Here is a 26,164-nt window from a genome sequence, read left to right as displayed (position 1 = left end):
CTTGACCGACGCGAGTCGGAATGCGTCGTCGAGTACGGGCAGGGCTGGATTCTTGCTGCGCTTTGAACTCATACGCTGACTTACCTCCGGTGGGGGGCGTCACATCCGTTATGGCACCCCGTAGAGGAACACGGTATCCGAGGCGGGAGCCAGGCCGGCTACGCCCTTTCAAGAGCACCTCTTCCTCCGACCCTCACCGCGACGGTCTTCAGCCAACGCGCAGCAGGAAGCGGTTTGGAGTTTCCCTCCGCGGGGGCGACTCCGAGGAGCCAAAACCCTCATCACTGTGCAACATCATCCAGTCGCTACCGGCCTACACCGGCAGACCCTTTCCGTTCAGCCGGACTGACCACCCCGCCGCGGCTGCTGCCGGTGATCGAGATCTGTCGGACCTTCAGCAAATACCGCCGTGCGATCCCGACAGCCGTTGCGTCGACGGCGCTGGCCGGCTCCCAGGTCCGGCTCCAGCGAGCAGGTCATGGTCCCCTACCCGCCGACTACGGATCGTGGTCTTCCGAGCGGTGTGTCGTCTTGAGCGTGTCTTCGCCGTCTGGTTCTGAGTGCTTCGCGCTTCGCCCCGCACGCCCTGCCGCCACACCCGACACGGCAGCCACGCTCGCCCCAGAGGCACCATCCAGTGGTGCGGTTGTCCGGGCGGGCACGGGAAGCAGTTGGGTCCGTGGTGTGTGCGGTTGTTGGAGGAGGCTGGTCACGGGTCGTGGACGTACTGCGTCGGCCTGGCCCCGGATGAGGGCAAGCGTCGTACGCATCGGCGTGGCGGCTTCGCCAGCCGGGCCGAGGCAGCCCGGGAGATGAGGGCGGTGCTCGACGGTGAGCTGCCCGGGGTCTACGAGAACCGCCGCACCACCATCGCGAGCCACCTGCGCGAATGGCTCGCCACGAGAAAGCCGCACCTCGCGCCGAACACGTTCGCCGGCTACGCAGCGTGCGTCGAGCGCGACCTCGTCCCCGCCTTCGGCCACCTCCGGCTCCTCGGCCTGCGCCCGGAACACATCGACGCCTGGGTCGCCGCCCAGCTGGAGGCCCAGCGCGGGCGCGTCACCGTCCACCGGGCCGTGTCCACCCTGCGCAACGCGCTGAACGCCGCGGTTCACTCCAGGCACCTGCGCTACAACCCGGCCAAGCACTCCGTGCCGCCCAAGCCCCGCGCAGCCGAGCGCACCTGCTGGACCCCGGAGCAGGCCGCGACCTTCCTGCAGCACGGGGCCGAGCAGTACGCGGACCAGCTGACCGACAAGCGCGGGACGCAGCAGCCGACGAACGGCCAGGCCTCCGCGCCGGCGGCTCAGCCCCGCCCCAGGAAACGGAAGGTGGACCCCGCAGTCGAACACGCCCGGCTCCTGGCCGCCGGCGAGAAGCACCTCCAACGCGAGGAGGCCGCCCGCGCCAGGGAAGCCGCCCGCGTGGAGGCCGAGTTGGCCAAGCGCCAGGCGGCCCGCCGCCGGGCGGAGGAAACAAGGAAGCGCGAGGACGCCCAAGCCGAGAAGGAGGCCCAGCAGCAAGCCCGGCAAGCGGAGACGGCCCGGCTCAAAGCCATGGCCGAGGCGGGCACCGCCGAGTGCAACCTGCGCCGCGAGGAACTGGAGACGGTCCTGCTCCTACGACCCGAGGGCCTTGAACTGTGGCATCCCCACGTCGAGCAGGCGTTCATCCACGAAGGTCCCCAGGGCGTCGCAGAGATGGTCGAAGACCTGCTGCAGCGGTCCCCCGTGCCCCCTGGGTGCCGAACGGCATCCCGCGCGGTCTACACCCCCGAGGCCCAGCAACTCCTGGTCGACGTCGAACTTCCGAACCACGAGATCGTCCCCGCGGTGGCCTCCTACCGCTACGTCGCCCAGCGGGCCGAGGTCGTCCCCCAACCCGCCAAACAAGCCGAAGTCCACGACGCCTACGCCCGGCTGGTGGCCCGCCTGGCCCTCCGGGCGCTGGACGAGGCGTTCACCGCCACACCGGCAGCATTCGTGGAGACCGTCATCCTCAACGGCCGCGTCAACGCCACCGATCCGACGACCGGCCAGGCCGTCCGGGTGTGCGTCGTCAGCGTCGTCGCCCAGCGCAAGGACTTCGCCGAACTGGTCCTGGACGAACCGTGTCTCGACCCGCAGCAGTGCCTCCACCGGCTCGGCGCCACCGTCTCCAAGCACCCTCACGACCTGGAACCGGTCACACCCATCGTCGAGGCGGATCTGTCCCGCTACCGCATCATCACCGACACGGCCGTGGTGGCCACCCTCGACAGCCGGCCCGACCTGCTCCGGATGAACCCCTACGACTTCGAACGCCTGGTCCGCGAACTCTTCGAAGCCATGGGCTACGAGACCTGGCGCACCCAGGGCTCCCGCGACGACGGTGTGGACGCCGTCGCGACATTGGCCGACCCGACCGGATCCACCATCTTCGCCATCCAGGCCAAACGCTCCACGTGGTCCCGGTGAACACCGTCCGCGCCATGTCGGGCGTCATGCAGGACAAGGGCGCCGGCTACGGCATCGTCGTCACCACCTCGTGGTTCGGCAAGGACAGCTACGACTTCGCCCACCGCAACGGCCGCCTCCGCCTCATCGACGGCCGCAACCTCAAGGCCCTGCTCGCCGAGCACCTGACCATCGACGCCCTGATCGGCCTGCCCAAGGTCCCCCCGGGCTGGCAGGCCGGCGACCTCGTGTAGGTGCGAACGCGCGGCCGCCGCACCGGGTTGCGGCGGCCCTCGGCCGATGGCTGCGGTCCCCGGCTGGTCCCCAGCAAGATCGCAAAGCGGCGGCATCGCAGCCGCCCATCACCTGTCGGACCATCAACAATAAGGCCGCCGACCTGGGATTTCTCCCGGCCAACGGCCTTCCGACATCACTGTCGGGACGACAGGATTTGAACCTGCGACCCCTTGACCCCCAGTCGCCCGGCGATGTTGATCTCAGCCTGCCATGCATTGAACGGAACGCGTTGCCCGTGCAGAAGGCCAAGCCTTGCGCAAGCTGATCTGCGGCGTGTGGTCCCCAGGCCGTCCCCGCACGCCGCGTACCCTCCAACCCTCCAAGGGGATCACGACCCCTGACCTTCCCCTCCTAGCATAGAGGCCGTGGCTGAAGGGGAAGTTGGGAGTCATGGCGGAGAAGAGGAGGAGGTTCGACGCGGAGTTCCGTGAGGGGCTGTGCGGATGGTGGCCGAGACCGGCAGGACGCTGGCGGAGGTGGCGCGGGCCCTGGGGAACAACGAGACCGCCCTGGCCACCTGGGTCTCCCCGGCCCCGCAGGCCGGTGGCACCGAGTCCGGGCAGAGCAGCGGATTCGAGCTGAGAAGCCGTGTCTTTCCGATAGTGGCGGGCGTGTTTTCGCTGTTCAGGCATAGCGGTGGGGCCTCGGTGGCAGAGACGGAGTGTCGTGTCGTCTCTTCGATGGAGGTCCCGGAGGCCATCCGTGATGGGGTTGCTGGAGCAACGCGAGCGTGCTGTCCGGCAGCAGGTGGAGGATATGCAGGACGAGCTGCGGCAGGCGGAAGCCGCGTGGGAACGGTTCGTGATTACCCGTCAGACGATGACCGAGATCCTGGCAGAACCTCCTGCAGGCGAGAAAGCGCCACTGGCCGAGATGACCAGTGAACGGCCTGCGCGGGTCGCAAGGGAAGTGCCCGGATCGGTGGTTCCCGCCTGGCGGGAAGGGCTCGCTCTCGACTCTCTCGCGCCGGACTACCAGCGGCTCGTGGAGGTCCTGGCGCAAAGCGGGGAGCAGATGGACTGTCGCCGGCTCGCTGCGGCACTCGGCTGGAGGTGGTCGCGGCGAAGGTAGAGGGAGTGAGGTCGAAGGCCAAGCCCCTCGCCGCGCGGGGCTAGCCGATCGGGAATCCTCCGGGGACGTTCAGTGTTCTCGCCGGGCGAGCCGGCGACTCATGACCATGCTCATCGACCACCGGATCATCGCTTCGGAGGTGTCGGTGCGGGCCTCGTAGTCGCGGGCCAGGCGGCGTGAGCGCATCAGCCACGCGAACATCCGCTCCACCAGCCACCTCTTGGGCAGCACGGTGAACCCGGCGGCGTCGTCGTTGCGTCGGACCACGGTCAGCGCGATCCGCCAGGCGTCGCGGGCGAAGTCGACCAGGCACCCGGTGCAACCGCCGTCGGCCCATACCAGCGTGATGCGCCAGTGCCGCTGAGGCAGTCGAGCCAGCAGAGTGCGGCCTGCCTCGCGGTCGGTGACGCAGGCCGCGGTGACCAGCACCGTCAGCAGCAGCCCGAGAGCATCCACGACGATGTGACGCTTGCGGCCGTTCACCTTCTTCCCCCCGTCGAACCCCCGGCTCGAGGCCGCCAACGACGCCGCCGCCTTCACCGACTGGGAGTCGATGATGCCCGCGGTCGGTTCCGGATCGCGGCCCGCCGCCTCGCGGCCCCGGTCCCGCAGCCGGTCGTGGAACTCGCCGACCAGGCCCTTGCCCCGCCAGCGCCGGAAGAACGCGTCGACGCACTCCAGGCGGGGAAGTCCACAGGCATCGCCCTCCAGGTGATGCCGCCGGAGACCGGGTAGCGCACCGCGTCGACCAGCCGGCGGTGGCAGTAGCCCTCAGGCTGCCTACCGCGGCCTTCCAACCAGGCGGGCACGGGCATCGCGTCCCACACGACGGCCCACTCCGCGTCGCTCATGTCCGACGGGTACCTCGGATGCCTCTGCGAGCGGTCCCCGGCCTTCTCGAACCGGCGAGCGAGACAATCACACTCCCGGACAGCCGAGTTGGAACCTGCGCGTGCGAGGGCGCACAAGTGCGGCAACAGGGCCTCCTGGCGTGCTCACGGTCTCGACAACCTCGAGCTGCACCAGGGGCCCTGTCTTCATGCCCGGCACACGGCAAGATCACCCAACCGAGCTGCACAGTCGAACCCACGTCCACCAAGATCGATATGACAACGGCTTCTGAATAGTGCTCGCAGTGTCGTCTGAGTCACGTACCGTGCGAGTGGGCTCAGTTGAGTGGGCCAGTGACGGTAAGGGGAAGACGCGTGGTCGAGGGGCGGGACCCGAAACTGGTGGACGGCCGAGGTGCGTCGGTCAGCCAGCTGTTCAGCGTGCGGTACGGGCTTGATTACTACCAGCGGGAGTACACCTGGTCGCGCCGCAACATGCAGGAGCTCTTGGATGACCTGGCGAGACGCTTTCTCGAACATTGGAAGTCAGGACATGAGCGTTCCAAGGTTCGCTACTACGAGCCATACTTCCTGGGGCCCATCGTCACCTACCAGGGCGACATCACCTACCTGGTGGACGGACAGCAGCGCTTCACCTCGTTGCTGCTTCTGCTCACGCACCTGCGCAAACTAATGCTGGAAGATGACGACCTCGAAGAGGACGCTCGGGAGCTCGACAAGCTGATCTGGTCCCGCCAATTCGGCAAGCGCACGTTCACGCTGGATGTCGCGGAACGTGCCGTGTGCATGGATGCCCTCTTGTTGGGTAAGGAGTTCAGCCTGCCCAACGGCACATCACCGTCGGTCAGGAACCTGTGGGAACGCGGCTGCGATCTCGCCGAGGACTTCCCCGACATCCTGCGCGGCGAGCCGTTGCCATACTTCACCGACTGGTTGCTGTCCCGCGTCTGCCTAGTAGACATCCAGGCACACGACCGGGACCACGGGTGGGAGATCTTCGAGACGATGAACGATCGGGGAGCCCGCCTGACCCCCCTCGATCTACTCAAGAGCTTCCTGCTCTCCAGAGCGGGCCAGAACCACGCTGACATGAACGCCAGTTGGCGAGCGATGCTCACCTGCCTGGCGAAGGACGGGGCTTCGCCGAGCGACTTCGTCAAGACACTGCTACAGGCACGCTACGTCGATCCCACTACTCCGGGTGTCGAGCAGATCGACGGGGCGTTCCACGAGTGGGTACGCGAGCACGGCGAGCTTCTGGGCTTGCGCCGGCCGGACCAGTACCGCGCTTTCATCACGGACATCCTGGTCCCGTGTGCCAAGAGGTACGCCCTGATCCAACGGGCGTCCACCGAGCTGGTGCCCGGGCTGGAGTCGGTACGGTACAACGCCGACAACGGTCTGACTGCACAGTTCCTGCTGCTGACCGCAGTGATGGACCCGGGCGACGACGATGACACCTTCAGGCAGAAAGCTCGGTTGGTCGCGGACTACCTCGACCTCGTTCTGGCCCGCCGGATGGCGAATAGCGCGGCAATTCAGAACGTCGAGCTCATGCCGGAGATCACGCGGCTGGTGCCGCTGGTCCGCGATGCGGCGGGGATCGACGAGCTGTCAGCCGTGCTCGGTCGCGAAGTGGCGGAGCTAGGGTACGACTTCTCGGGGCTGAACACCTTCGGACTTCGCGGTGACAACCGCAAGCAGGTGCGCTACCTGCTTGCCCGGATGACGGCCTTCGCCGAGGAAGGCACTCAGAACCCCAACCGCACCGCCGAGTATCTCGGCCTCGCTGGATCCAGCCCTCACGAGATCGAGCACATCTGGGAGAACCACTACGAGCGGCACAAGGAGGTGGGCAGCGAGGAACGGTTCCGGCAGCAGCGCGACAGACTGGGCGCACTGCTAATCCTCCCCAAGTCGGACAACGCCAGCTACCGGGACGACGTCTACGAACGCAAGGTGGAGTACTACCAGCGGCAGAACGTGCTGGCCGCCTCTCTGCATCCGGCGGTGTACACGAGACACCCGCGCCTGCAACGCTTCTTCGACCTTCACGGTTTGGCCAAGCAGGTCCGCCCGTACCCGGACACCTTTCCGCCCTCCGCGATCGGGGAGCGGCAGCAGTTGTACCGGCGCTTGTGTGAACTGATCTGGGAGCCGACAGGCCTAGGGTTGAGCGTGCCCCAGGGTGTGGCGGAGGCCAGGCCTGCCTCCAGGCGCGCGCACTACGGCATCTCACCGGCCCAGCTCATCGCCAGCGGTCTCCTGAAGGCGGACAGCACGCTCAGGGCGACGAACAAGGGCAACACCTACAAGGCCGTCCTCCTCGGCGACGGCCGAGTCCGGTTGGAGAACGGCGCTTCGTACGAAAGCCTCTCCACCGCCGGTCAGATCGTGCTCAATCGAGGCTCCTGCAACGGCTGGAAGCTGTGGCAGGTAGAGACCGAACACGGTTGGGAGAGCCTGTTCAACCTCCGTCGACGGGCGCTAGAACGAGGACTGCTGGAATAGCGTGCCCTTCGAGTATCGGCAAGCGATGGTTGAGCGCCTGGGATCGTCTGCATGCGGCTCCAGGCGCTCACCCACTTGGATTGGGGGCGGGTCAGCGACGGTACACCCGGGTGCCTGACCAACCGCCCTGCGCCTATTCGACGCCGTCGGCCAGCTCGCTCACCTGAGTAAGCAGGTCTTGACGTTCCGCCGTGAGGCCGGCGATCAGCACTTGCGGGTCAGGCACTGAACTTGATTGGGTAATGTCGGCCAGCCGTCCAAGGTGAGTTTGGTGCCGGTGAGACAGCCGTCGACCAGGTGCGGGCGGTACTGGATCTGCTTGAGCTTGTGCTTGACGACTCGGGTGAGCTGGTCGAGGTTGGCGGCAGCAAGGTTGCCGATGTCGCGCTTGATCAGCGACCGGATGCCTTCCTGGTTGAGGTCCGCAAGCACAGTGCAGCCGGCGGACAACCACCGGTGGAGTTCGAACGGATCATCGCCGAAGCACGAGTCAGCCATCATCAGAAGGACCTAACCGCACAACGAAAGCCACTACGAAACCAGGCGATGGACAGGTCCACGACTCCCTGATCCCGCAATGGTGTAGCCGCGCAGGGTAGCGTCGAGGTAGCGGCGTCAGGCAAATCCGGGGCACCCATGGGTGGCCCCCGCTACGCTCGGAGACTGATCACACGGCGGGCTGATACGAAGGATGAGACTGTTCGATGAGTGGAAGCAGTGCGACTGAAGTACCTGATCCAAAGCTGGTAGAGCTGGCTCAGCGGTCTCAGAACTTCGGCTTCCTTCTGCCTCATCTACCACTGCTCGTGGCCTACGGTGCGGGTGCAGAGTCGCTTGTCTTCGAAGACCCTAATGTCTCGCTCTTCAAAGTCCGCCAGTTTGGGGAGGTCCTGGCCACTGACTTGGTAAGGCGCGGCCGGGTACGGATCGAGGGAGATCGTCAGGTAGATCGTTTGCGGGCGCTAGAGCGCGAGGGCTATCTACACGGAACTGTCAGTACGGCCTTCCATGAAATTCGCGGCCTGGGCAATGACGCCGTGCACAATAATTTGGCCGACTCTCAGGCGGCTTTCCGTGCTGTGCAATCCTGCTTTCGGCTAGGAGTATGGTTCGATCGGCTGCTCACTGGCTCGCGTGAGCAGCGCCCGTTCGTGCCGCCCCAACCGCGGATCTCCATGCCAAATCCGGCGGCGTTGGATGCAGAAATCGAAGCCGCGAAAGTCGCGCTCGCTGCATCGCGACTCACGTTCGAGAATAAGGCCACGCACGCTGACGCGGAGCAAGATGCCCGTCATGCAGCGGAGCGCGAACTCGCCGATGCAAGAGCTCAGCAGGACCGCCTCACGGAGATCGTGACGGCGATGCAAAGCGAACTCGCCGGCCTCCGCAGTCGCTTCGACGACAATCGCTCCCAGCCTCTGCCCGGGACGATGGCGACTTCGGTGGCGGAACGGGAACGGCTGCTGAGCAATGCCGAGATCGCGTCCCGGGAGCCGCTAACTGAGGTGCAGGTGCGTGAGCAGCTAGACCGGATGCTGCGGGACGCAGGCTGGTCGGTGCAGGACCACGACGCGCAGTTGAATCTGTTCGTCAAGGAGCGCGGGGTGGCGGTTCGGGAGGTCACGATGGCCTCCGGGCGAGCTGATTACCTGCTGTATGTGGACCGAAAGCTGGTGGGGGTGATCGAGGCCAAGCGGGAGGGATCCGATCTGTCAGCAGCGGAGGGCCAGGCTGACCAGTACGCAGAGGGGCTGTCCGCAGGGCAACGATTGGCGGCCTGGCGGGCGGAGCTGCCCTACCGCTATGCGAGCGACGGGGGCGAGACTCGGTTCCGCAACACGCTGGACCCGGATTCGCGATCGCGCCGTGTCTTCTCCTTCCACCAGCCGCGGACTCTGTCACGGTGGATGCGACAGGCAGAGGAAGATCCCCAGGCGCCAAGCTATCGGGCTCGGTTGCGGCTGCGGATGCCGGAGCTGGATGTAGCAGGGCTGCGGCCAGCGCAGGTGGAGGCCGTGCGGGGTGTGGAGCGCTCACTGGCTGATGGTCGAGGTCAGGGATCTGGGCTGGGGCAGAGCCGGTCACTGATCCAGATGGCTACGGGCGCTGGGAAGACGTTCACCGCAGTGACGTTCTCCTATCGGATCCTGAAGCATGCCCGGGCAGAACGAGTGCTATTCCTGGTTGACCGAAACAATCTCGGCATCCAGGCCCGAGCGGAGTTCGAAAATTATGTAACACCGGAAAGTGGGCGGAAGTTCACAGAGTTGTACAATGTTCAGCGCCTGGGCGCAGAGGGAATATTCACTTCATCGAAGGTCGTCGTGTCCACGGTGCAGCGGCTATACATGTCGCTAACTGGGCGTGAGCTGCCTGAGCCGGCGGAGGGCGATCCGATCGCCGATCCGTACGACGCGCCAAGTGACCTTAGCGTGGGATACAACGCGGACATCCCTCCGGAGGCGTTCGATCTCGTGATCGTAGACGAGTGCCATCGGTCGATCTACGGCAAATGGCGTTCGGTGCTGGAGTACTTCGACGCGCCTATCGTAGGGTTGACGGCGACTCCGGTGGCGCAGACGTTCGGCTACTTCAATGGCAATCTGGTGAGTGAGTACACCTATGAGCAGGCCGTTGCGGACAGCGTGAATGTCGACTTCAACGTCTACGAGATCGAGACGGAGATCACGGGGAAGGGCGGCGTAATTGCGCAGGGCCGAATCCCCGTAAGGGATCGGCGCACTCGGCGCCAGCGGTACGAAGAAATTGACGAAGACTATGAGTACAGCGCGACAGACGTCGGCACTCGCGTGATAACGAAGGATCAGCTGCGGACGGTTATCAGTACTTTCCGGGACAAGCTGTTCACGGAAATCTTTCCCGAACGGGGAAAGCGCTCCGAAAGCGGACAGCTAGTCCAATCCGAGATCATGGTACCAAAGACCTTGGTGTTCGCAAAGAACGACAACCATGCCGAGGAAATCGTCGAAGTAATCCGAGATACCTTCGGGAAGGGTAACGAATTCTGCGCAAAGATCACGCACAAGTCGAAGCGGCCAGCGGAGCTCCTGTCAGCCTTCCGAAATCAGCCGCAGCTGCGGATCGCCGTCACGGTAGACATGATCGCGACAGGTACTGACGTCAAGCCGCTAGAGTGCCTGCTATTTCTGCGTGATGTGCGGAGCTGGGCATATTTCGAGCAAATGAAGGGACGGGGGGCTCGCACTCTACCGCTGACCGAATTCGAGCGGGTAACCCCGGGTGTCGGCCCAAAGACTCGGTTTGTGATCGTGGATGCAGTTGGCGTCACGAAGAAGCCCAAGATCGATGCCGGCCCGCTGGAGCGGCATACCGAGAGCCAGATCAGCTTGGCGCGACTTCTGCAAAAGAGCGCGACTCTCACATTGGATGACAGTGAAATCTCCACAATGGCAGCGCGCCTTTCACGCCTGGAAAAGCAGCTGACTGAAGTCGAGCAGGCCGATGTCGCCAAGGTCGCAGCCAAGCCCTTGCGGGATATCGTCCGGGGGCTGGTCGACGCGGTCTCAGTCGACGGCCAGGAGGCAGCGCGGCGAGCAGGTGAGGAAGCCGCAGGTCTCGCGGGTGCGGACGCGCAGGCACGTCGTGCCGCGGGGGACACAGAGGTGCGGCAGCGCGTGGAAACCGCTCTGGCGCCACTGGCTGGCAATGAGAAGCTCAGAAAGCTGCTGCTCGATATCCGGCGAGCCAAGGAAATCCTGTACGACGAGACGAGCAAAGACCGCCTTGTGCACGCTGGCGCGGTGCCTGAGGACGAGGACACCGCCCTGGCAACCCTCGCCAGCTGGCGGACGTACCTTAAGGAGCACAAAGACGAGATTGCGGTATTCAGTGCCGCGTATGACCGGCCTGGCGTGACACCTCGCGCCGCGTTTGAGCATCTGCAGGCGCTTGCCCGAGACCTGGCCCGACCACCGCGTGCCTGGACACCGGAGCGGCTTTGGAAGGCATACGAGCAGGTGGGACTCGCAGTGCGGGAGCCTGGCGTTCAAGCGGGTGTGACCGACCTTGTCGCCCTGATCAGGTACGAGCTGAACAGTGAGGCGAACGCGCCGGCCGAAGCGCCGCCGGCGCGACTGTACGCACGCCTGGTAGAGGAGCGGTTCACGGCGTGGTTGGAGCGACAGGAGCAGGCCGGGGCCCGCTTCAATGACAACCAGCTGTGGTGGCTTCGTCACATCGCGTCAGCCACCGCCGCCCATGTACGCTTCGACGTTGACGACCTTGACTACCCGCCGTTCAGCGTACGGAACGGGGTGGACGGCCTGCTGGCTGCCTTCGGTGAAGCGCGGGCTGACGAAATTCTGGGCGAACTGGACAGGGAGCTGAGCGCGTGACGGGCGCGGGGACTGTTGAACTTGCACTCGACGGCGGGGACCAACTGCCCACGGGATGGGCTTGGGCTCGGCTCCGCGATCTCGGGGTCTGGTATGGCGGGGGGACCCCCTCGAAGCGACGTCCTGAGTTCTGGGAGGACGGAACCGTTCCGTGGCTGTCGCCGAAGGACATGGGCGCGGACACAATCGCCAGCACGCAGGACCTGATTCACTCCTCCGCGTTGGACGCATCGCCGGTAAAGCGGGTGCCAGCGAATTCAGTGGCCCTCGTGGTTCGCTCCGGCATTCTCGAGCGGAAAGTGCCGATCGCCCTGGTCCCATTCGCGACAACGCTCAACCAGGATATGAAGGCGGTCAGCCCATTTGATGGGATCGACGCTCGTTGGCTGGCGTGGGCCCTGCGGGCCCGCGAGGACTACATCCTCGCGAACTGCCGCAAGCGCGGAACCACGGTGGCCTCACTCGAGGTTCCATGGCTGATGGACATGATGCTTCCAGTGCCGCCGACTGCCGAGCAGGCGCGTATCGTCGCGAAGCTCGACGAGTACGTTGCACGAATCGATGCCGGTGAGGCGAGCACTCGGGTAGCCCTGGCAACGTCCTTGCTGCTTGCGGAGCAGATTGCTGGCCAGGGAGCACTGGGCGGTTTCGTTTCCGCTTCAGACTTGACCGCACATCCACTCGCCAATGCGGGTGTCTCTGACGGTGATCTTCCCGACCTCCCGTCGGACTGGAGTTGGGTTCGACTCGGCGAGATCTCTGAAGTAGTCGGCGGGGTCACCAAAGACAGCAAGAAGCAAGGTGACCCCAGCTTTGTCGAGGTGCCCTATCTCCGAGTGGCGAACGTCCAACGAGGCGCGCTCAAGCTCGACACGGTAACCACGATCCGTGTGCCACCGGCGAAGGCGGAGGCACTGCGACTACAAGCTGGTGATGTGCTGCTCAACGAGGGTGGCGACCGGGACAAGCTTGGCCGCGGCTGGATCTGGGAGGGGCAAATTGCAGACTGCATCCACCAGAACCACGTCTTCCGCGCGCGAATCCGCAACGAGCGACTGCATCCGAAGCTCCTGGCCTGGCATGCCAATAGCTTCGGAAAGGCATGGTGTGATCGCAACGGGTCTCAGGTGGTGAACCTGGCCTCCATCAGTTTGAGAAAGATCAAGCTCCTCCCCGTCCCGCTCCCGCCCAAAGACATCCAAGAGAACCTGGTCAAGGAGATCGAAGTACGTCTCGCTACGGCCGCTGCGGGCGAGCAGCTTGCGCGTGACGGATTCGTCCGGGCCGTCGAGCTCCGGTCCTCACTTCTCGCAACCGCGCTCGCCGGCCAGTTGGTCCCCCAGGACCCCACAGATGAGCCTGCCGCCACCGTGCTGGCTCGCATCGGCGCTGCCCAGTCAGCTGCTGCTGCGGCCAAGTCCAAGCGGACCCTCCGCCCCCGCAAGAGCACTGCGCCCGATCAGGGAGAATTCCCGCTGTGAGCCCCACCCCCGCCCCGCTTCAATCTCAGACCGAGTACACCAGCACGCTCGTCAACCGGCTCTGGTCGTACTGCGAGCTGCTGCGTCATAGCGGCGTGTCCACCCTTGACTACGTCGAGCAGCTGACCTATCTGCTCTTCCTAAAGATGGCGGACGAGAAGACCAACCGGCCCGCTCGCTTCCAGCGACGCAGCACTGGGGTCGAGCGGATCGTTCCGGAGGGCAAGGACTGGCCGAGTCTGATGACTCGCTCCGCCGAGCCACTGATCGAGCAGTACGAGCACATCCTGTGGGAGCTCGGCCAGCGCCCGGGGACCATGCTCGGCGAGGTGTTCCTCAAGGCCCAGAACAAGATCCACGAACCGGCTGTCCTCGAACGTCTGATCAAGGACCTGATCGGCAAGTACACCTGGAACCGTGAGGACATCGACCTTAAGGGCGACGCTTACGAGGGCTTGCTTCAGCGCGGCGCCGAGGACCGGAAAACCGGCGCAGGACAGTACTTCACCCCTCGACCGCTGATCGACGCGATGGTCGACTGCCTCGAACCCCAGCTCGGGGAGAGCATCACCGATCCGGCCTGTGGGACTGGCGGCTTCCTCATCGCCGCGTACGCATACCTTGTCGAGCACTACGAGTCCGAGCTGTTCTCTGACGCTGGTCGCAGGCTCCAGACCGGTGCCATCACCGGCTACGAGCTGGTCCGCGAGACGGCCCGCCTGGCGCTCATGAACATGCTGCTGCACGGGATCGGCAGCTCCGAAGGCAAGCCTCTGATCACCGTTCAGGACTCCCTGGCCAAGTCTCCGATCGTCTTCCACGACATCGTTCTCGCCAATCCACCGTTCGGGGTCGGCTCGGTCACCGGCGAGGCGTACGGCGCGCGTAGCGATTTCTGGGCAACAACGACCAACAAGCAGCTGAACTTCGTCCAGCACATCTACACCCTGCTCAAGACGAACGGCCGAGCCGCCGTTGTCCTGCCCGACAACGTGCTCTTCGAGGGCGGGGCTGGCGCGGAGATCCGCCGCAAGCTGCTGGACACCTGCAACGTTCACACGCTGCTGCGCCTGCCCACCGGCATCTTCTACGCGGGCGGCGTCAAGGCCAACGTCCTGTTCTTCGACAGGCCAGGCCCACGACATGACGGGTCCCCCGCCACCAAGCAGCTGTGGGTGTACGACTTCCGCACCGACCAAAGGTTCACGCTCAAGCAGCGCCCCCTCAAGCGCGAGCACCTCGACGACTTCGTCAAGGCGTACAAGTCCGGCAACGGCGATCACCAAAACCGCATCGCCAGTGCCCACTTCAAGCCTTACAGTTACGAGGAGCTGATCAAGCGCGACAAGGTCAACCTTGACCTGACCGTGCTTCAGGACAGCAAGGCCGGTTCCTCTTCGATCGCCTCCCCGGACGTGATCGCTCAGGAGATCGTGGACGACCTCACCGACGCGCTGGCGGAGTTCACCATCGTGGCCGAGGCCCTCAAGGCCGCACGCCGCACCGCCAACCCCGGCGACAAGGGGGACGACGCCGCATAGCACCAAGCCGGACCCGCACTACCGGCGGCGCGATGAGGGCAGCCAGTCTGCCCTCATCGGGCCGCCAGCGTTTTCCTGTAACCGTCATACGCACGTCGCTGCCGTGAGCAGCCGGTCCTTGGGGAAGAGCATGGCCGCAAACGCGTACTTCGCCGCTAAGCTGTCCGACGACGAAGTGGTGGACTGGAGTCCGGTGGGCATCGCCGACCGGTTCCGTAAGTTCTTCGTTGCCCGGCTGACGTACTCAGGTGTCAGCAAGCTCCTGTTCATGGAGCACCTAACCTACCTGCTGTTCCTCAAGCTCGACTACGAGCGCTCTCAGCGACAGGGACGATTCGCCCAGCCTGGCGTCGTGCCCGCCGGGTACAGCTGGCCCAAGCTGGCGACCAAGACGGGCGAGGAGTTGCGTCAGCAGCTCACCCTGGTCCTCACCGAGTTGGCGAAGCTGGACCAGTCCGTCGAGCACCCCGAGCTGTCGACCACGGTCGCCATCTTCCGTGACTCCCATATTTGGAATGCCCAGCACCTTGCTCACCTGGCAGCATTGATCACTGACGAGATCGACCCCTACGACTGGTCCAGCAACCTGCTAGCACTCGGCGAGGCGTACGAAATCCTGCTCACGGGCTTCTGCGCTGCAGAGGTCGACTCCAAGCGGGAGACCGGCCAGGTGATCACTCCACGCCCACTGCTGCGAGCGATCGCGCAGACCCAACTGATCACTTCAGAGGACACCGTTCTCGACCCGGCGCCGGGCACAGGTGGCACCCTACTCGCCGCGTATCGCGAGATGGCAGGCACAGCCGGCCATCTTCCGGAGACCGCATACGCGGGCAAGGACCGCGACCACCAGATGGTGCGGTTGGCCACAATGAACATCCTCCTCAACACCCGTCGCCCGTTCTCCGCGCCCGCCCCGATCCAGCACGGCGACTCCCTCGCAGCTGGCGGTGCCGTGATCCACCGGCCCGCAGGAACCCCCAGCCCGACCGTAGTCCTCTGCAATCCGCCTTTCCGCAGCAACACACCGCGCCCGACTTCCCGTCACGACCTGCTGCCTACACCGCTGTTCCCGGCAAACTTCCTCCAGCACATCGCTGTCGGCTTGCCCGTCGGCGCACGTGCCGCTGTCTTCGTGCCAGACAGTGTGCTGACTGGCAGCACCGCTGAAAAGATCCTTCCCCCGCTCCTTCAGACCTGTGACCTGCACACCATGCTCCGCTTGCCCGCAGGTAGCTTCCGCAATGGCACCTCCCTGAGCGGCGTCAAGGCCAATGTGCTGTTCTTCACCAAGTGCTCGCCCTCGCCGACCGGCACCGCAGCAACGTCCCGACTGTGGATCTACGACGCCCGAAGCCTCACTACCCAAGCCCTCACTGAAACAGAACTCGACGACTTCGTTGACGCGTACGCCGCCGGCCTGCCCCGGCATGAGCGAAGCCCACGCACATACTTCGGCTCGCACTCCTATGCCGATCTCCAGGCGTGCCGCTTCCAGCTCTTCAATCTCGCTGCTGGCCCGCAGGCGCCGGTCGAACCGCTACGGCCTGCCAAAGAGATCGCTGGCGAGATCGCAGAGAGCCTGGCCGAGGCTAGACAAATCTTCGCGGACCTGGCTGCGGAACTCCCCTAGCTTGCAGCTGACCGACAACTGACCTTGCACCAGCGCATGTCTGAGGAGCCCCGCTGTGACCATTCCCGCACCGCCAAGCACTCCGCAATATAATCAGTTTCTCCAAAACATCACGTACGCCCAGGGCATGGTGGACGCAGCCCACCACATGAACGACACGCTCAAGGGCGATCTGTGCAGGGCCGCCTGGGTTCAGGCTGTTTCCGCCCTCGACCACTGGGTCCACCTTGAGGTCTATGCGAAAGCTGTGGCGATCGTGATGGATACCTCCGCTGATCGGCCTACCCAGCTTCAGAAGTTCCCCATGCCCTGGAAGTACATCGAACGCATCCAGCACAACCGGGAGCCGATGGCCACAGTGTTCCGGGAGGCACTCAGCGCTGAACTCGGCCGCCGCACCTACCAGAACTACGAAGACATCGGCAGCGCCTTCCAGCTCATCCTTCCCAACACCAGTGCCAGCGCCATGTGGAACATGGTCGCCCAACATCTGGGCATGGCCAAGGCCGACGTCTCCAAGCGGCACGGCGAGGTCCTATGGCGCCGAAACAAAATCTCTCACGAATCCGATGTGACCGATACTGTCACCGGCGACCGGCGCCGTATTACCCAGCAGGAGGCGGCCGACGCAGTGCACTGGATCAAACAACTCGTCCAGGCTCTCGCACTAGCAATCCGCTAAACCCCTGACCCCAGGTTCTAGCCAGGTTGTCGAGCGTCGATGTCGGACAGCGGTGGCAAGTCAATTTGACTAATCGAAGAACTCGGCAGGCTTTGCTCAGACGACTTGCCTTGCCACTGCAGGTGCATGACCAGCTACCCGCGCCACATCGCGTCCTTAGACGTCGAGCGATCGGGCTTTCTCCCTGATGGGTGGACACGCTTACTTGACGGGAAATGCCAAATTTCCGGCACCTTGGTGATGTACCGAACATGAGGGCCTTGGAAGTAGCCGCGGACGATGTGCGGCTGCTTCTGCCGGCGGCGAAAGAAGCGCCGGACCTCGTCGGCGAGCTGGTCGGCGTTGCGGGCTCGGGAGGCCGGCAGTAGGGTCCGCTTCAGGTCGGCGTTGACCAGCACGTCCGGGTTTCCGGCGCGTAGGCGGACAGCAGGTGCCGGGTGATCCGGCCCGGATGGCCGGCGAGCCAGGCTCAGACCTTCTTGCTGCGCTGGACGGAGTGCCGGTCGACGACCAAGTGGATGGGGCGGTCGAACTGCCGATTGAGCGGTCGAGGAAGCCGCAGAACACCTCGGCGGCAAACAATCCCCAGTAGACGGTGAATCACATCTTCCCGCGGGGCTGATCGCCGACATCGCGTTGACCGAGAAGCGGTTGCCAGTGCGGTACACAGTCGGCGTCCGGCCGAACGGGGCCCAGGTACGGCCGAAAACCTGGTCCGAGCGGGGGATACCAGTACGGTCCGCGAACAAGGTCTCGGTACCCTTCCTGAGCCGTCGTTCGGGTCGCGGGCCATACCTCCTCACGCCAGGCCCGAACGACTGCGGACGGCGAGGAGGACTTCGGGCAGGGTGGCGGCGCCGACCTCGTCGACGAGGACGACGTCGTAGGGGCCTTCGAAGACTGTCGGGTTGGTGCGGAATCTGGCGAGGGTGGTGGCGACGAGGCGGGCTTCGCGGATGATCTGGCCCTGTGCGTCGCGGGCGAGGCGTTCGTACTGTTCGTGGAGTTCGCGGTGCTGCTTGATCAGCGCGGCTTGGCGGGCGCTGTCGGCGGCTACGAGGGATCGGAGGGCCTGAGCTTCACCGTGGGTGGCCGGGTGGCCGCGGCGTTCGGCCCGCTTGACGTCGTCGGACGCGGCGAGGGTGAGGCGCAGTTGTTCGTCGAGGTGGACGATGCGGGCGGCCGCTTCCTCCTCTGCGTCGCGGGCCCGGCGGAGCGCGGTGTCGGCCTGGTGCAGTTCGGTGTCGATGGCGGCCAGGTCGTCGCGGGTGAGCAGGATCTTCCGGCTGAGCCGGGTGATGGTGGTGTGGGTCTGGAGGCGGTGGCGGTCGGCGATGGCGCGGGCTTTTCGGGCGTTGTCGAAGGTGCCTTGGTCGCGTGCGAGGGTGGTGTCGCGGTGCTTCTCGGCGGCGGCGATGGCTGAGCGCGCAGTGAGTTTGGCCAGGCCCTTCTTGGCTTCGAGGTCGTCGAGGGCCTGCTGGGCCTCGGCTACTTCCTGGTGTGCGAGGAGCGCACGGGCCTCAGCGCTGGTGGCGGCCTCTTCGACGTCGGCTGTTTCGGCTTCCAGCGCGTCGATCTCGGCCCAGGCGGCGCGGTGGCCGACGGCGTTGTCGCTGCTCTGTCGGGCTTGCTCGGCCCGGTCCTCGGCGTGCGTGAGGAGGGGCTGAAGGTCACGGTGCTGGTCGGAGTAGGCGGCGAGTTGGGCGGTGAGGTGTTTCGCCGCGAGGGTCGGATCGTCGAGGCGTTGACGCTGGCGGGTGTAGTGGTCGGCGTCGAAGTCGGCGAGGCGGAGGGTGAGTGCGGCGAGGTGCTGGGCTCGTTGTTGCTGGGCGCTGAGTTCGGCGGCGACGGCTTCGCGCTGCCCGCCGATGGCGGCGAGCTTTGCTCGCACCATGAGGGGAAGGCAGACCTCGGGGTCGTCGGCGATCTGTTTCAGGTGCGGTGGGCCGACGCGGACCAGTTGCCCGGGAGAGTGGCGCTGTTCCTTCACGACGCCGAGGAGGGCGTTGTCGACGGCGATGTTGGCCGCCGACACCAGGAGCACGCGCTTTCCGGCGGAGATGAGGTCACTGATGGCGCGTTTGAGGACCGAGGTCTTGCCTGTGCCGGGTGGGCCCCACACGAGCCACAGGCCGGTGCCAACGCACGCGCGGTAGGCGAGGTCCTGGGCCGGCAGGAGGGTGCCCGACGGCAGGCCGTGCGGTGAGAGTCGCCCGCCGGGCTCTCCGCGGGCGAGCAGGCCGGCGAGGCCGTCGTCGGTGATGCCGGCGATACCGTCGCGCAGGGACTTGACGAGGAACGTCGCGGGTTGCTGGTGGAGCCACAGGCACGGGTCGGCGGGGTCTGCGAAGTCGGGCACGCGGATGCGCAGGGCGGTGCCGTCGTGGGTGACGTCGAGGACGGGGTGGCCGTCTTCGACCGTGTTCTCATCCGGTTCCGCGAGGCGGAGGCTGTCGGTCTGGAGTTGGTCGGCGTTGATGGTGAGGCCGCGGATGTCGATGGCGTACTCGCCGGGGCCGGCTGCGACAGCGCGTCCCAGTATCCGCCAGTAGGGCTTGCGCCCGGTGCCGCCTTCTGCGGCGAGCCAGGAATCGAGCGCCGTCACCGTCTCCTCGCGCCAGCCCACAGTCCCCCCATCGCCAGTACGCGTCCCCCGGTCGCCTATGTCCTACCACTGGGGACGGTTCGTCGTAGGAGCATTGCCGAGATCCACGGCCGGCGTTCGGCACCCGGGGCCACGCGTCCCGGCCGGCTTCCCTCCCCCCGGACAAGGCCGCGATGTCCTCTCCGCGCATCCCGGGGCTCCCGGGCAGGGGCCGCCTTGCGACGCCGCAGGTCCACACTGGCTGTGCGTCCACCCTCAAGTCCGGAAGGAGGACACCATGCGTGGCTCTGGAACGATCTACAAGCGGTGCGGTTGCCGGGACTCCCGCACTGGTCGACAGCTCGGAAGGACCTGCCCTGACCTCCACCGCCGCGGCCACGGTTCCTGGTATCTCGCGATGCCACGGCCCGCGACCGTCGACGATCACCGCTCCCGCCTGCGTCGGGGCGGGTATCGCACCCGCAAGGACGCCACCGAGGCTCTCCAGCGCCTGCGCGACCGCGACCGCGTGCGCCAGGGCGAGCTCCTCACCACCGGCCAGTGGCTGCTGCGCTGGTACAGCACCGTGGAGCCGCACCTTCGGCCGTCGACCGCGCGCGGCTACCGCAAGCACCTGGAGCAGTACCTCGTTCCGCTGCTCGGCCACGAACTGCTCTGCGAGCTGACCAACGAGGGCGTCCAGCAGGCCTTCAGCAGCATCGTCCGTCGGCACCAGAGCGCGGGCCGGCCGATAAGCGCGGGCACGCTACGCCGGATCCAGGCGACCTTGCGTGCCGCCCTCAACGTTGCCGTACGCAACGAGATGCTGACCACCAACCCGGCGCGACACCTCGACCTGCCGAGGGCGCCGCGCCCTCACCCGGTGGTGTGGACCGATGGTCGAGTGGCGGAGTGGGAGCGAACAGGCGAGCGCCCTCCCGTCGCTGTGTGGACGCCGGCCCAGACCGCTGCCTTCCTCGCCTACGCGAGCGGGCACCGCTTGTACGCGTTGTATCACCTGTACGCGCTGCGTGGCCTACGTCGCGGGGAAGGCGTAGGCCTCCGCTGGTCGGACTTCGACGCCTCCGGCCGAACGCTCACGGTCGCCAGGCAGCTACAGCAACGAGAGAACGGCCGCCTTGAGGCCTGCCCCGTCAAGACTCGTGCCGGCGAACGAACGATCGCCCTCGACGGGAGCACCGTCCGTATCTTGAGCACTCACCGTAATCAGCAGAGGAGGGAGAAACTCGCAGCGGGAATTGAATGGAATGAATCCGGATACGTATTCACCGACGTCTACGGGAGTCCGCTGCGCCCGGACCACGTCGGTCACGTCTTCCAGGGCATGGTTCGCAGAAGTGGCCTACCGCCGGTCCGCCTCCACGACCTGCGCCACGGCGCGGCAAGCCTTGCCCTGACCGGCGGATCCGATCTCAAAGTCATCCAGGCCCAGTTGGGTCACTCGACGATCGTCACCACTGCCGACACCTACACGTCGGTCCTGCCCGAGACGGCCCATCTCAGCGCAGAAGCGACGGCCCGCGTGGTGATCGACGCAGCTCGGATGATCTCCAGAGGCATCCGTAGTCAGCCCAAGACGCGCAAGCGGCGCTCAGGGATCCGCCCCGCCGCCATTGCAGGCAGAAGAATCCGTAGCTCAGAGTGAGTTATTGACGTTTCGTCGGCGTGCTTTGCCGCCCCACGCGCGCCTCACTCGCCACCCATCACGGGACCCCACCCAAGCCAGTCCCCCACACCGTGACGGACGCCTTCCCAGGTCAAGGGGCCTACGATCAAGAAAGTGATGTCCAGAGAGGAATCCGCAGGCCTACGGATTAAAAGTCCGCAGCTCTTGAGTTAGCCTCGGCTCGACGTAGGGCGCCGACTGGCCAGCACTCCTTACATTCGTCACGGAACGTAGCCGCGACTCTTCGCCTGCCGTCGCTTTCAGGGTACTCCCGGGCCTTCGCCGGGTGCTCCGGCCGCGACCCACCAGGCAAGAGCGCCACCTGCGGCGTGCATCGCAGCCAGCACCGAGAAGCGCCCCTCAGCCCTGGGTGACCTGCGCAGACTCCCGGCGGCCGTAGGCCGTCCTCGGCGGTCACAGACATCAGGTCGCCTTCCACCCGGTATGCCCGCCGGTCTCGACGCGCTTCGAAGAACATCACGTGCGTACGGTCTGCCCCGTTCAGCACGCCAACCCCTGTTCCGCCCGTCCAGGCGGACAGGTGACTGTAGGCGTGCCCGGCCGAGCCCAAGCGGCTCCACCACCCCGCCAGAGGGAGACCATGTACGCCCGACCCCGCGTTCCCGCCGTAAGCCGGCTCTCGGTTCCGACCCCAGCCGCCACCGACCCCGCGCACCAGGCCGATCCGGCATCGGAGTTCGACCTCCTGCACAGCGGCTGGTACTCGACCGAGGAACTCGCCGCACTGTTGAAGGTCGCCCCCTCGACCCTGCGGCGCTGGCGCTCCGCCACTCCCCCGCAGGGACCGCCCTTCGTCCAGATCGCGCCCCGGCTCTACCTCTACAGCATCCCCGACACCCAGCTGTGGCTCGCCCAGAAGCGCACCGACCCATCTGAGGCAGCCTGAATGTCCGACCACACCCGGCTCGTCCCCATGGGTGTCGATCTCACCACCGACATCGAGCACCGCCCTGACCGCCGCCCACAGTTCCGCTACCGCGCCCGCGTGCGCTGGACGGACCCCAATGGCGGCGGTCGGCTTCCTCCTCCGTCCCCACGGAGACCGAAGCCGAGGCCTGGATCGCCCGCATGCAACGGGCAGCAGCACGCGGTATCACCCCCGCAACCCTCACCATGACCCTCGCCGAGTACGGCGACGAGAACTGGGACCTGGCGATGCGCGGCCTGGAGACCACCACCCTCGACCCCTACACCGCCGGCTGGAAGCTGCGCGTCACCCCGGTCCTCGGCCACATACCCGTCACCAGCATCACCAACGGCATCACCGACCGGGCCCTCCACTCGTGGATCGCCGACGGACTCAGCGTCTCCTCCGTCAAGAACAGCCTCGCCCCGCTCGTCCGCATCATGGAGCAGGCCGTCCGCGACGGCCTCATCGACTTCAACCCCTCACGGATGAGCGGCTGGCAGCGCCTCTACAAGCAAGCCGAGGACGAACTCGACGACCCCCGCTCCCTCGCCCTCGCCGACTGGGACGCCCTCGACGAACTCGCCAACGCCCTCGTCGAACGCTCCCACAACCACTACCGCGGCTGGGGCGACATCGTCCGCTTCGCCGCCTGCACCGCCGCCCGCATCGGCGAAGTCTCCGGCGTCCGCGTCAAGGACATCAACCGCTTCGACTGGACCTGGGACCTGTGCCGCCAGACCACCACCGGCCCCGGCGGCCTCATCGACAAAGGAACAAAAGGCAAACGACGCCGCACAGTCCCCATCATCGAAGAGATCCGCGACCTCGTGAACTGGCGCATGAACGTGGTCGGCAACGACCCCATGGCCCGCCTCTTCACCGGACCACGCGGCGGACGCATCACCACCGCCATCCTCCGCGACGCCACCCACTGGGACGAAGTCGTCGTCGGCCTCGGCTACGAATACCTGCGCCGACACGACCTCCGGCACACCGGCCTCACCTGGCTCGCCGACGCCGGCATCCCCATCCACGTCCTCCAGAAGATCGCCGGACACGGCCACATCACCACCACCCAGCGCTACCTGCACCCGGACAAGAGCTCCATCGAGAACGCCGGCCGCATCCTTAGCAAGCACCTGGACGCAAGCCGCCAGCCATCGATCGACCCACACACAACGCGGTCCGTAAACGCTCCACCAGCAGAGGCTCAGGTTCGCCATCTCCGCCTAGTCCAGTGAGGCACCATCAGGCCGGCGGCTCCCAGTTGTGCCCGTACCGGCCGACTGATCCAGCTAGAACTCCGATCTCCTCAGCGGTTCGGAGCGTAGCGCAGGAAGCCACTGAGATGGGAGAGCCTGCTCAGCCCCGAAGACCGCGGCGAGCTGCTGCACGGACAGGGCGGGGATATCGCGGCCACGCGCATTGCGCCATGCCCTGCCGAGCCGGTCGCACAAGTCGAGCGCTTGAGGAGGGCGAACAAGGTACACGTGCTCCTCAGCGAGCATACGAGCCGAGGGCATGACTCCCGGCTTGGGCGACACCAGGAAGCTCACGGAGTCACTGGGTGCTGGCTCCTTGCGCTGGGCTTCCGTGTAGCGCAGATGGCCTTGCGCCTGGCGCACGTTATCAGCACCAACCTGCCCGGTGGGCTGGGCCTCGCTCTTCGCCTCCCAGGTAGCCCAGCGGGCCTCCTCGAAGATCCACACCGCGTCGGGAGCGGCCGGGTCTTCGTCGTCGTTGTTGCCGTAGCTCTCCGAGGCACCAGCCAACGTCCCGAGTATGACGAGTCCGGCCTCATACGCCTTGTACGCCGTCCCGGCCAGATCGGTCCGGGCCTGGGTGATGGTCTGCTCGAAGGTCTCAGCTCGCTGCAGGCCGCGGTACGCCACGCTGATGCCGCGCATGGCTGCTTCGTCCAGCGGGTCGAGCGCAGCGTCAAGGGGAGCGCTGGCCCGGTCGCTGGGGGAGGCGAGATGCGACAGCCAGCTGGTGCCGGCGCTCTTGCGCCGGGCATCGCGGTAGTAGCGGGCACCCGCCTCAAGATGGTGTTGGTCACTGTCTTGCTGTGCCAGTCGGTGGGCGAGGCTGTAGCCGAGGTAGTTCCACAGCGCCGCGTAGCGCTGCGGGGTCTGCTCGCCTTCCAGCAGGTCCAGGACGCGTTGGACGGCGGTGAGGGCCCAGTCCCACTGGTTGTTCCAGATCGCTTCCCAGGCCGTGACCTCGAACTCGGCGGATCTGTGGAGCTCACGCGCACTGGGGGCGATGGCGCGTGTGTACTGCTCACGTCCGGCAACGATGTCGTCGTCGACCTCAGCCCAGTCGCTGTCGTGGGCGAGGAAGACGTCGAGGTTTTCCAGCATCTCGGCTGAGGGTGTGTTGAGGCTGTTGCGCCGGCCGAACTCAACTTCGGCGTGCACTTCGGGATGCATGGCGGCCTGAACGTCCTGCCCGGACAGATAGGAGGTCAGGGACTGGCCAAGGACAACGACCGCCGCGTAGTCGCGGGTGTTGCGGGTAGCGCGGCCGGAGCCTTGGACGACGCGGGCGCGGATGCGCTCCTGCAACACTTCGATAGCGCCGAGGGACTCGTGCAGGAAGCGTTCCTGCAGGTCACCGCGGGCAGGCAGCCCCGCAAGTACTACAAGGCGGCAGTCGTCGCCCGGGAGGTCGATGCCGTCATAGCGGTTGGTCAGTACCAACGCGGCAACGGGCCGGGAGGTGAAGGACGCGAGGTCGTTCTCGATGTCGCTGGCCTTGAGGACGGGACACCCCAAGGGGAGCGCGTGCTGCACGAAGCCGTCGGCCGTGCGGCGGTCAGGGGTCAGGACGAGTGCTCGGCCAGCCCTGGCGACCATGGCGGACACGAATGCGGGCACCTGCGCTGGGTCGGCGGACAGGTCGGAGGTCAGCTCGGGGAAGAGGAAGAACCGGCGGCCGGTGCCCTGCTTCTCCCAGCCCTCCGGCACCGGGATCCGTTTGATCTTCCTACGGCCGAAGGAGCGCTCGAGTTCTCCGCCATCGCCCAGGGTGGCGCTCATGTAGATGCGGCGCGCGGGGCTGCTGAAGGCCGAGTGCTGCATCGTGGGTGGAATCAGAGGGCGGATCAGGATCTGCCGTTGAGAGACGTAGACCAGGCACCGGTCCAGACGCCCCTGCAGGAGGGCCCAGACGTGGCGCGCTTCCGTGGTCAGCTTGCCGGCACTATCAGCCGCACCGACGGTCGCCTCAAGCTGGGCTGCCTGGGCCGTGACCCCGATCGGAGAGGCGAGATACACATATGATCCGTATGCGTCTGAACCTCCCGTGCGCAGCCTCGGGTAGACGAGTGGGTCCAGGGCGGGTTCAAGAGCAGAGAGCACGTCCAGGTAGGCGCTCTCCTCGTCGTCCCGGGAGACGACGAGACTCCACGGTCCGGCAACGTATCCCTCGGCGGCGTGCGCGTCGTCCAGCACCAGCACGTCGGCGTTGTCGAGCGCGGGGTGGGAGTTGAACACGTGGCTGTAGACGCTTACCGCGACGGCCTCGCCTGCCTCGTACTGGGCGCGGTGTGCCGGATTCCACGAGGCGACACGGTTGACCAGCAGGACGTTCGGGATCCCGTACTCGTCGAACTTGTCCGCCGTCTGGCGCGCCAACTGCTTCGTGGGGCACAGGTAGACGATACGCTCGCCGTGCTTGCGTCGCCGGTACTCTCCGATCAACCCACCGACCAGGGTTTTGCCTGCTCCCGTGGGCAGCTCAATGGCGACGTCCGGCTCGTCCGGCATCTCGTGATGCCACGCCCGCAGCACATCCTGCTGATGCCCCCACACGGCCTCCGGCCCCGTGTTGCCAAGGGCCAGTACCCGGTACAGCTGCACCGGATCATCAGGCACGCTGACATCAACTGACCTGCGCTTGAAAGCCATTGCGAACCATTTCTCCCAGCTATACGGACACTCAGAGTACGTGTTGATCAAGCTGTCGGCCCAGGATGCTGGCAATCCACCGACTGCTGTGGAATGACCTAGGAAAGCGGACGCGCCAGATGCCGCCGCCACGTCCCCGGTCCGCGATAGTCTCGCTCCTCATGACTAACGAC

The 26,164-nt window shown here is 65.9% G+C and carries 16 protein-coding genes and 1 pseudogene; 12 read left to right on the top strand and 5 right to left on the bottom strand.

Going from position 1 to position 26,164, the window contains the following annotated elements:
• The first annotated feature begins 812 nt into the window (after positions 1 to 812).
• The 3 genes from PUR61_RS31060 (at position 813) to PUR61_RS31055 (ending at position 3,803) form a co-directional block, all read left to right on the top strand.
• On the top strand, positions 813 to 2,456 hold the full coding sequence (locus tag PUR61_RS31060) for a restriction endonuclease (protein ID WP_443035267.1): 1,644 nt from the start codon (positions 813 to 815) through the stop codon (positions 2,454 to 2,456).
• Positions 2,457 to 2,470: 14 nt separating this feature from the next.
• Complete coding sequence (locus PUR61_RS45570; protein ID WP_443034516.1) at positions 2,471 to 2,689, top strand: restriction endonuclease; 219 nt, start codon at positions 2,471 to 2,473, stop codon at positions 2,687 to 2,689.
• 745 nt (positions 2,690 to 3,434) lie between these two features.
• Positions 3,435 to 3,803, top strand: coding sequence for a hypothetical protein (locus PUR61_RS31055; RefSeq protein WP_329882830.1), 369 nt, complete (start codon positions 3,435 to 3,437; stop codon positions 3,801 to 3,803).
• 69 nt (positions 3,804 to 3,872) lie between these two features.
• Here the strand turns inward: PUR61_RS31055 and PUR61_RS31050 are convergent, their stop codons facing one another.
• Both PUR61_RS31050 and PUR61_RS31045 read right to left on the bottom strand, forming a co-directional pair.
• Positions 3,873 to 4,439: a transposase gene (locus tag PUR61_RS31050; protein ID WP_329882836.1), complete on the bottom strand. Its 567-nt coding sequence runs from the start codon at positions 4,437 to 4,439 to the stop codon at positions 3,873 to 3,875.
• A complete protein-coding gene (locus PUR61_RS31045; protein WP_329882835.1) occupies positions 4,340 to 4,618 on the bottom strand; it encodes a transposase in 279 nt (92 codons plus the stop codon). The genes PUR61_RS31050 and PUR61_RS31045 overlap by 100 nt, the downstream gene beginning before the upstream one ends.
• 390 nt (positions 4,619 to 5,008) lie before the next feature.
• Here PUR61_RS31045 and PUR61_RS31040 point away from each other — a divergent pair, with 390 nt between their 5' ends.
• Positions 5,009 to 7,165 (top strand): GmrSD restriction endonuclease domain-containing protein, encoded by a 2,157-nt coding sequence (locus PUR61_RS31040; protein WP_329882829.1) that lies wholly within the window; start codon positions 5,009 to 5,011, stop codon positions 7,163 to 7,165.
• Positions 7,166 to 7,369: 204 nt separating this feature from the next.
• Here PUR61_RS31040 and PUR61_RS31035 read toward each other — a convergent pair.
• Positions 7,370 to 7,588, bottom strand: a pseudogene (locus PUR61_RS31035) (hypothetical protein); the annotation flags it as partial.
• A 281-nt stretch (positions 7,589 to 7,869) separates the two neighbouring features.
• On the opposite strand from PUR61_RS31035, the gene PUR61_RS31030 reads away from it, so the two are divergent.
• The 5 genes from PUR61_RS31030 to PUR61_RS31010 all read left to right on the top strand — a co-directional run bounded on the left by PUR61_RS31030 (position 7,870) and on the right by PUR61_RS31010 (position 16,878).
• Positions 7,870 to 11,541 carry a DEAD/DEAH box helicase family protein gene (locus PUR61_RS31030; protein WP_329882827.1) on the top strand — a complete coding sequence of 1,224 codons (3,672 nt, stop codon included), beginning with the start codon at positions 7,870 to 7,872 and terminating at the stop codon, positions 11,539 to 11,541.
• Positions 11,538 to 13,022: a restriction endonuclease subunit S gene (locus PUR61_RS31025; protein ID WP_329882826.1), complete on the top strand. Its 1,485-nt coding sequence runs from the start codon at positions 11,538 to 11,540 to the stop codon at positions 13,020 to 13,022. Before PUR61_RS31030 ends, PUR61_RS31025 begins: the two co-directional genes overlap by 4 nt.
• Complete coding sequence (locus PUR61_RS31020) at positions 13,019 to 14,563, top strand: class I SAM-dependent DNA methyltransferase (RefSeq protein WP_329882825.1); 1,545 nt, start codon at positions 13,019 to 13,021, stop codon at positions 14,561 to 14,563. The genes PUR61_RS31025 and PUR61_RS31020 overlap by 4 nt, the downstream gene beginning before the upstream one ends.
• Positions 14,564 to 14,693: 130 nt before the next feature.
• Positions 14,694 to 16,196 carry a class I SAM-dependent DNA methyltransferase gene (locus tag PUR61_RS31015; protein WP_329882824.1) on the top strand — a complete coding sequence of 501 codons (1,503 nt, stop codon included), beginning with the start codon at positions 14,694 to 14,696 and terminating at the stop codon, positions 16,194 to 16,196.
• A gap of 55 nt (positions 16,197 to 16,251) precedes the next feature.
• Positions 16,252 to 16,878 carry a hypothetical protein gene (locus tag PUR61_RS31010; RefSeq protein WP_329882823.1) on the top strand — a complete coding sequence of 209 codons (627 nt, stop codon included), beginning with the start codon at positions 16,252 to 16,254 and terminating at the stop codon, positions 16,876 to 16,878.
• A gap of 799 nt (positions 16,879 to 17,677) precedes the next feature.
• On the opposite strand, the gene PUR61_RS31005 is transcribed toward PUR61_RS31010, so the two are convergent.
• Positions 17,678 to 19,483, bottom strand: coding sequence for an AAA domain-containing protein (locus tag PUR61_RS31005; protein WP_329882822.1), 1,806 nt, complete (start codon positions 19,481 to 19,483; stop codon positions 17,678 to 17,680).
• A 277-nt stretch (positions 19,484 to 19,760) separates the two neighbouring features.
• On the opposite strand from PUR61_RS31005, the gene PUR61_RS31000 reads away from it, so the two are divergent.
• From PUR61_RS31000 to PUR61_RS30990, 3 genes are all read left to right on the top strand, one after another.
• Positions 19,761 to 21,128 (top strand): tyrosine-type recombinase/integrase, encoded by a 1,368-nt coding sequence (locus PUR61_RS31000; RefSeq protein WP_329882821.1) that lies wholly within the window; start codon positions 19,761 to 19,763, stop codon positions 21,126 to 21,128.
• A 622-nt stretch (positions 21,129 to 21,750) separates the two neighbouring features.
• Positions 21,751 to 22,056, top strand: a complete 306-nt coding sequence (locus PUR61_RS30995; protein ID WP_329882820.1) for a helix-turn-helix transcriptional regulator — start codon at positions 21,751 to 21,753, stop codon at positions 22,054 to 22,056.
• A 182-nt stretch (positions 22,057 to 22,238) separates the two neighbouring features.
• Positions 22,239 to 23,321, top strand: a complete 1,083-nt coding sequence (locus PUR61_RS30990) for a tyrosine-type recombinase/integrase (RefSeq protein WP_329882819.1) — start codon at positions 22,239 to 22,241, stop codon at positions 23,319 to 23,321.
• Positions 23,322 to 23,375: 54 nt separating this feature from the next.
• Here the strand turns inward: PUR61_RS30990 and PUR61_RS30985 are convergent, their stop codons facing one another.
• Positions 23,376 to 25,991: a DEAD/DEAH box helicase gene (locus PUR61_RS30985; RefSeq protein WP_329882818.1), complete on the bottom strand. Its 2,616-nt coding sequence runs from the start codon at positions 25,989 to 25,991 to the stop codon at positions 23,376 to 23,378.
• Positions 25,992 to 26,164 lie beyond the last annotated feature (173 nt).

Source organism: Streptomyces sp. BE20, assembly GCF_036322525.1.
GTDB lineage: Bacteria > Actinomycetota > Actinomycetes > Streptomycetales > Streptomycetaceae > Kitasatospora.
This window is presented reverse-complemented; position numbering and strand designations above follow the sequence as displayed.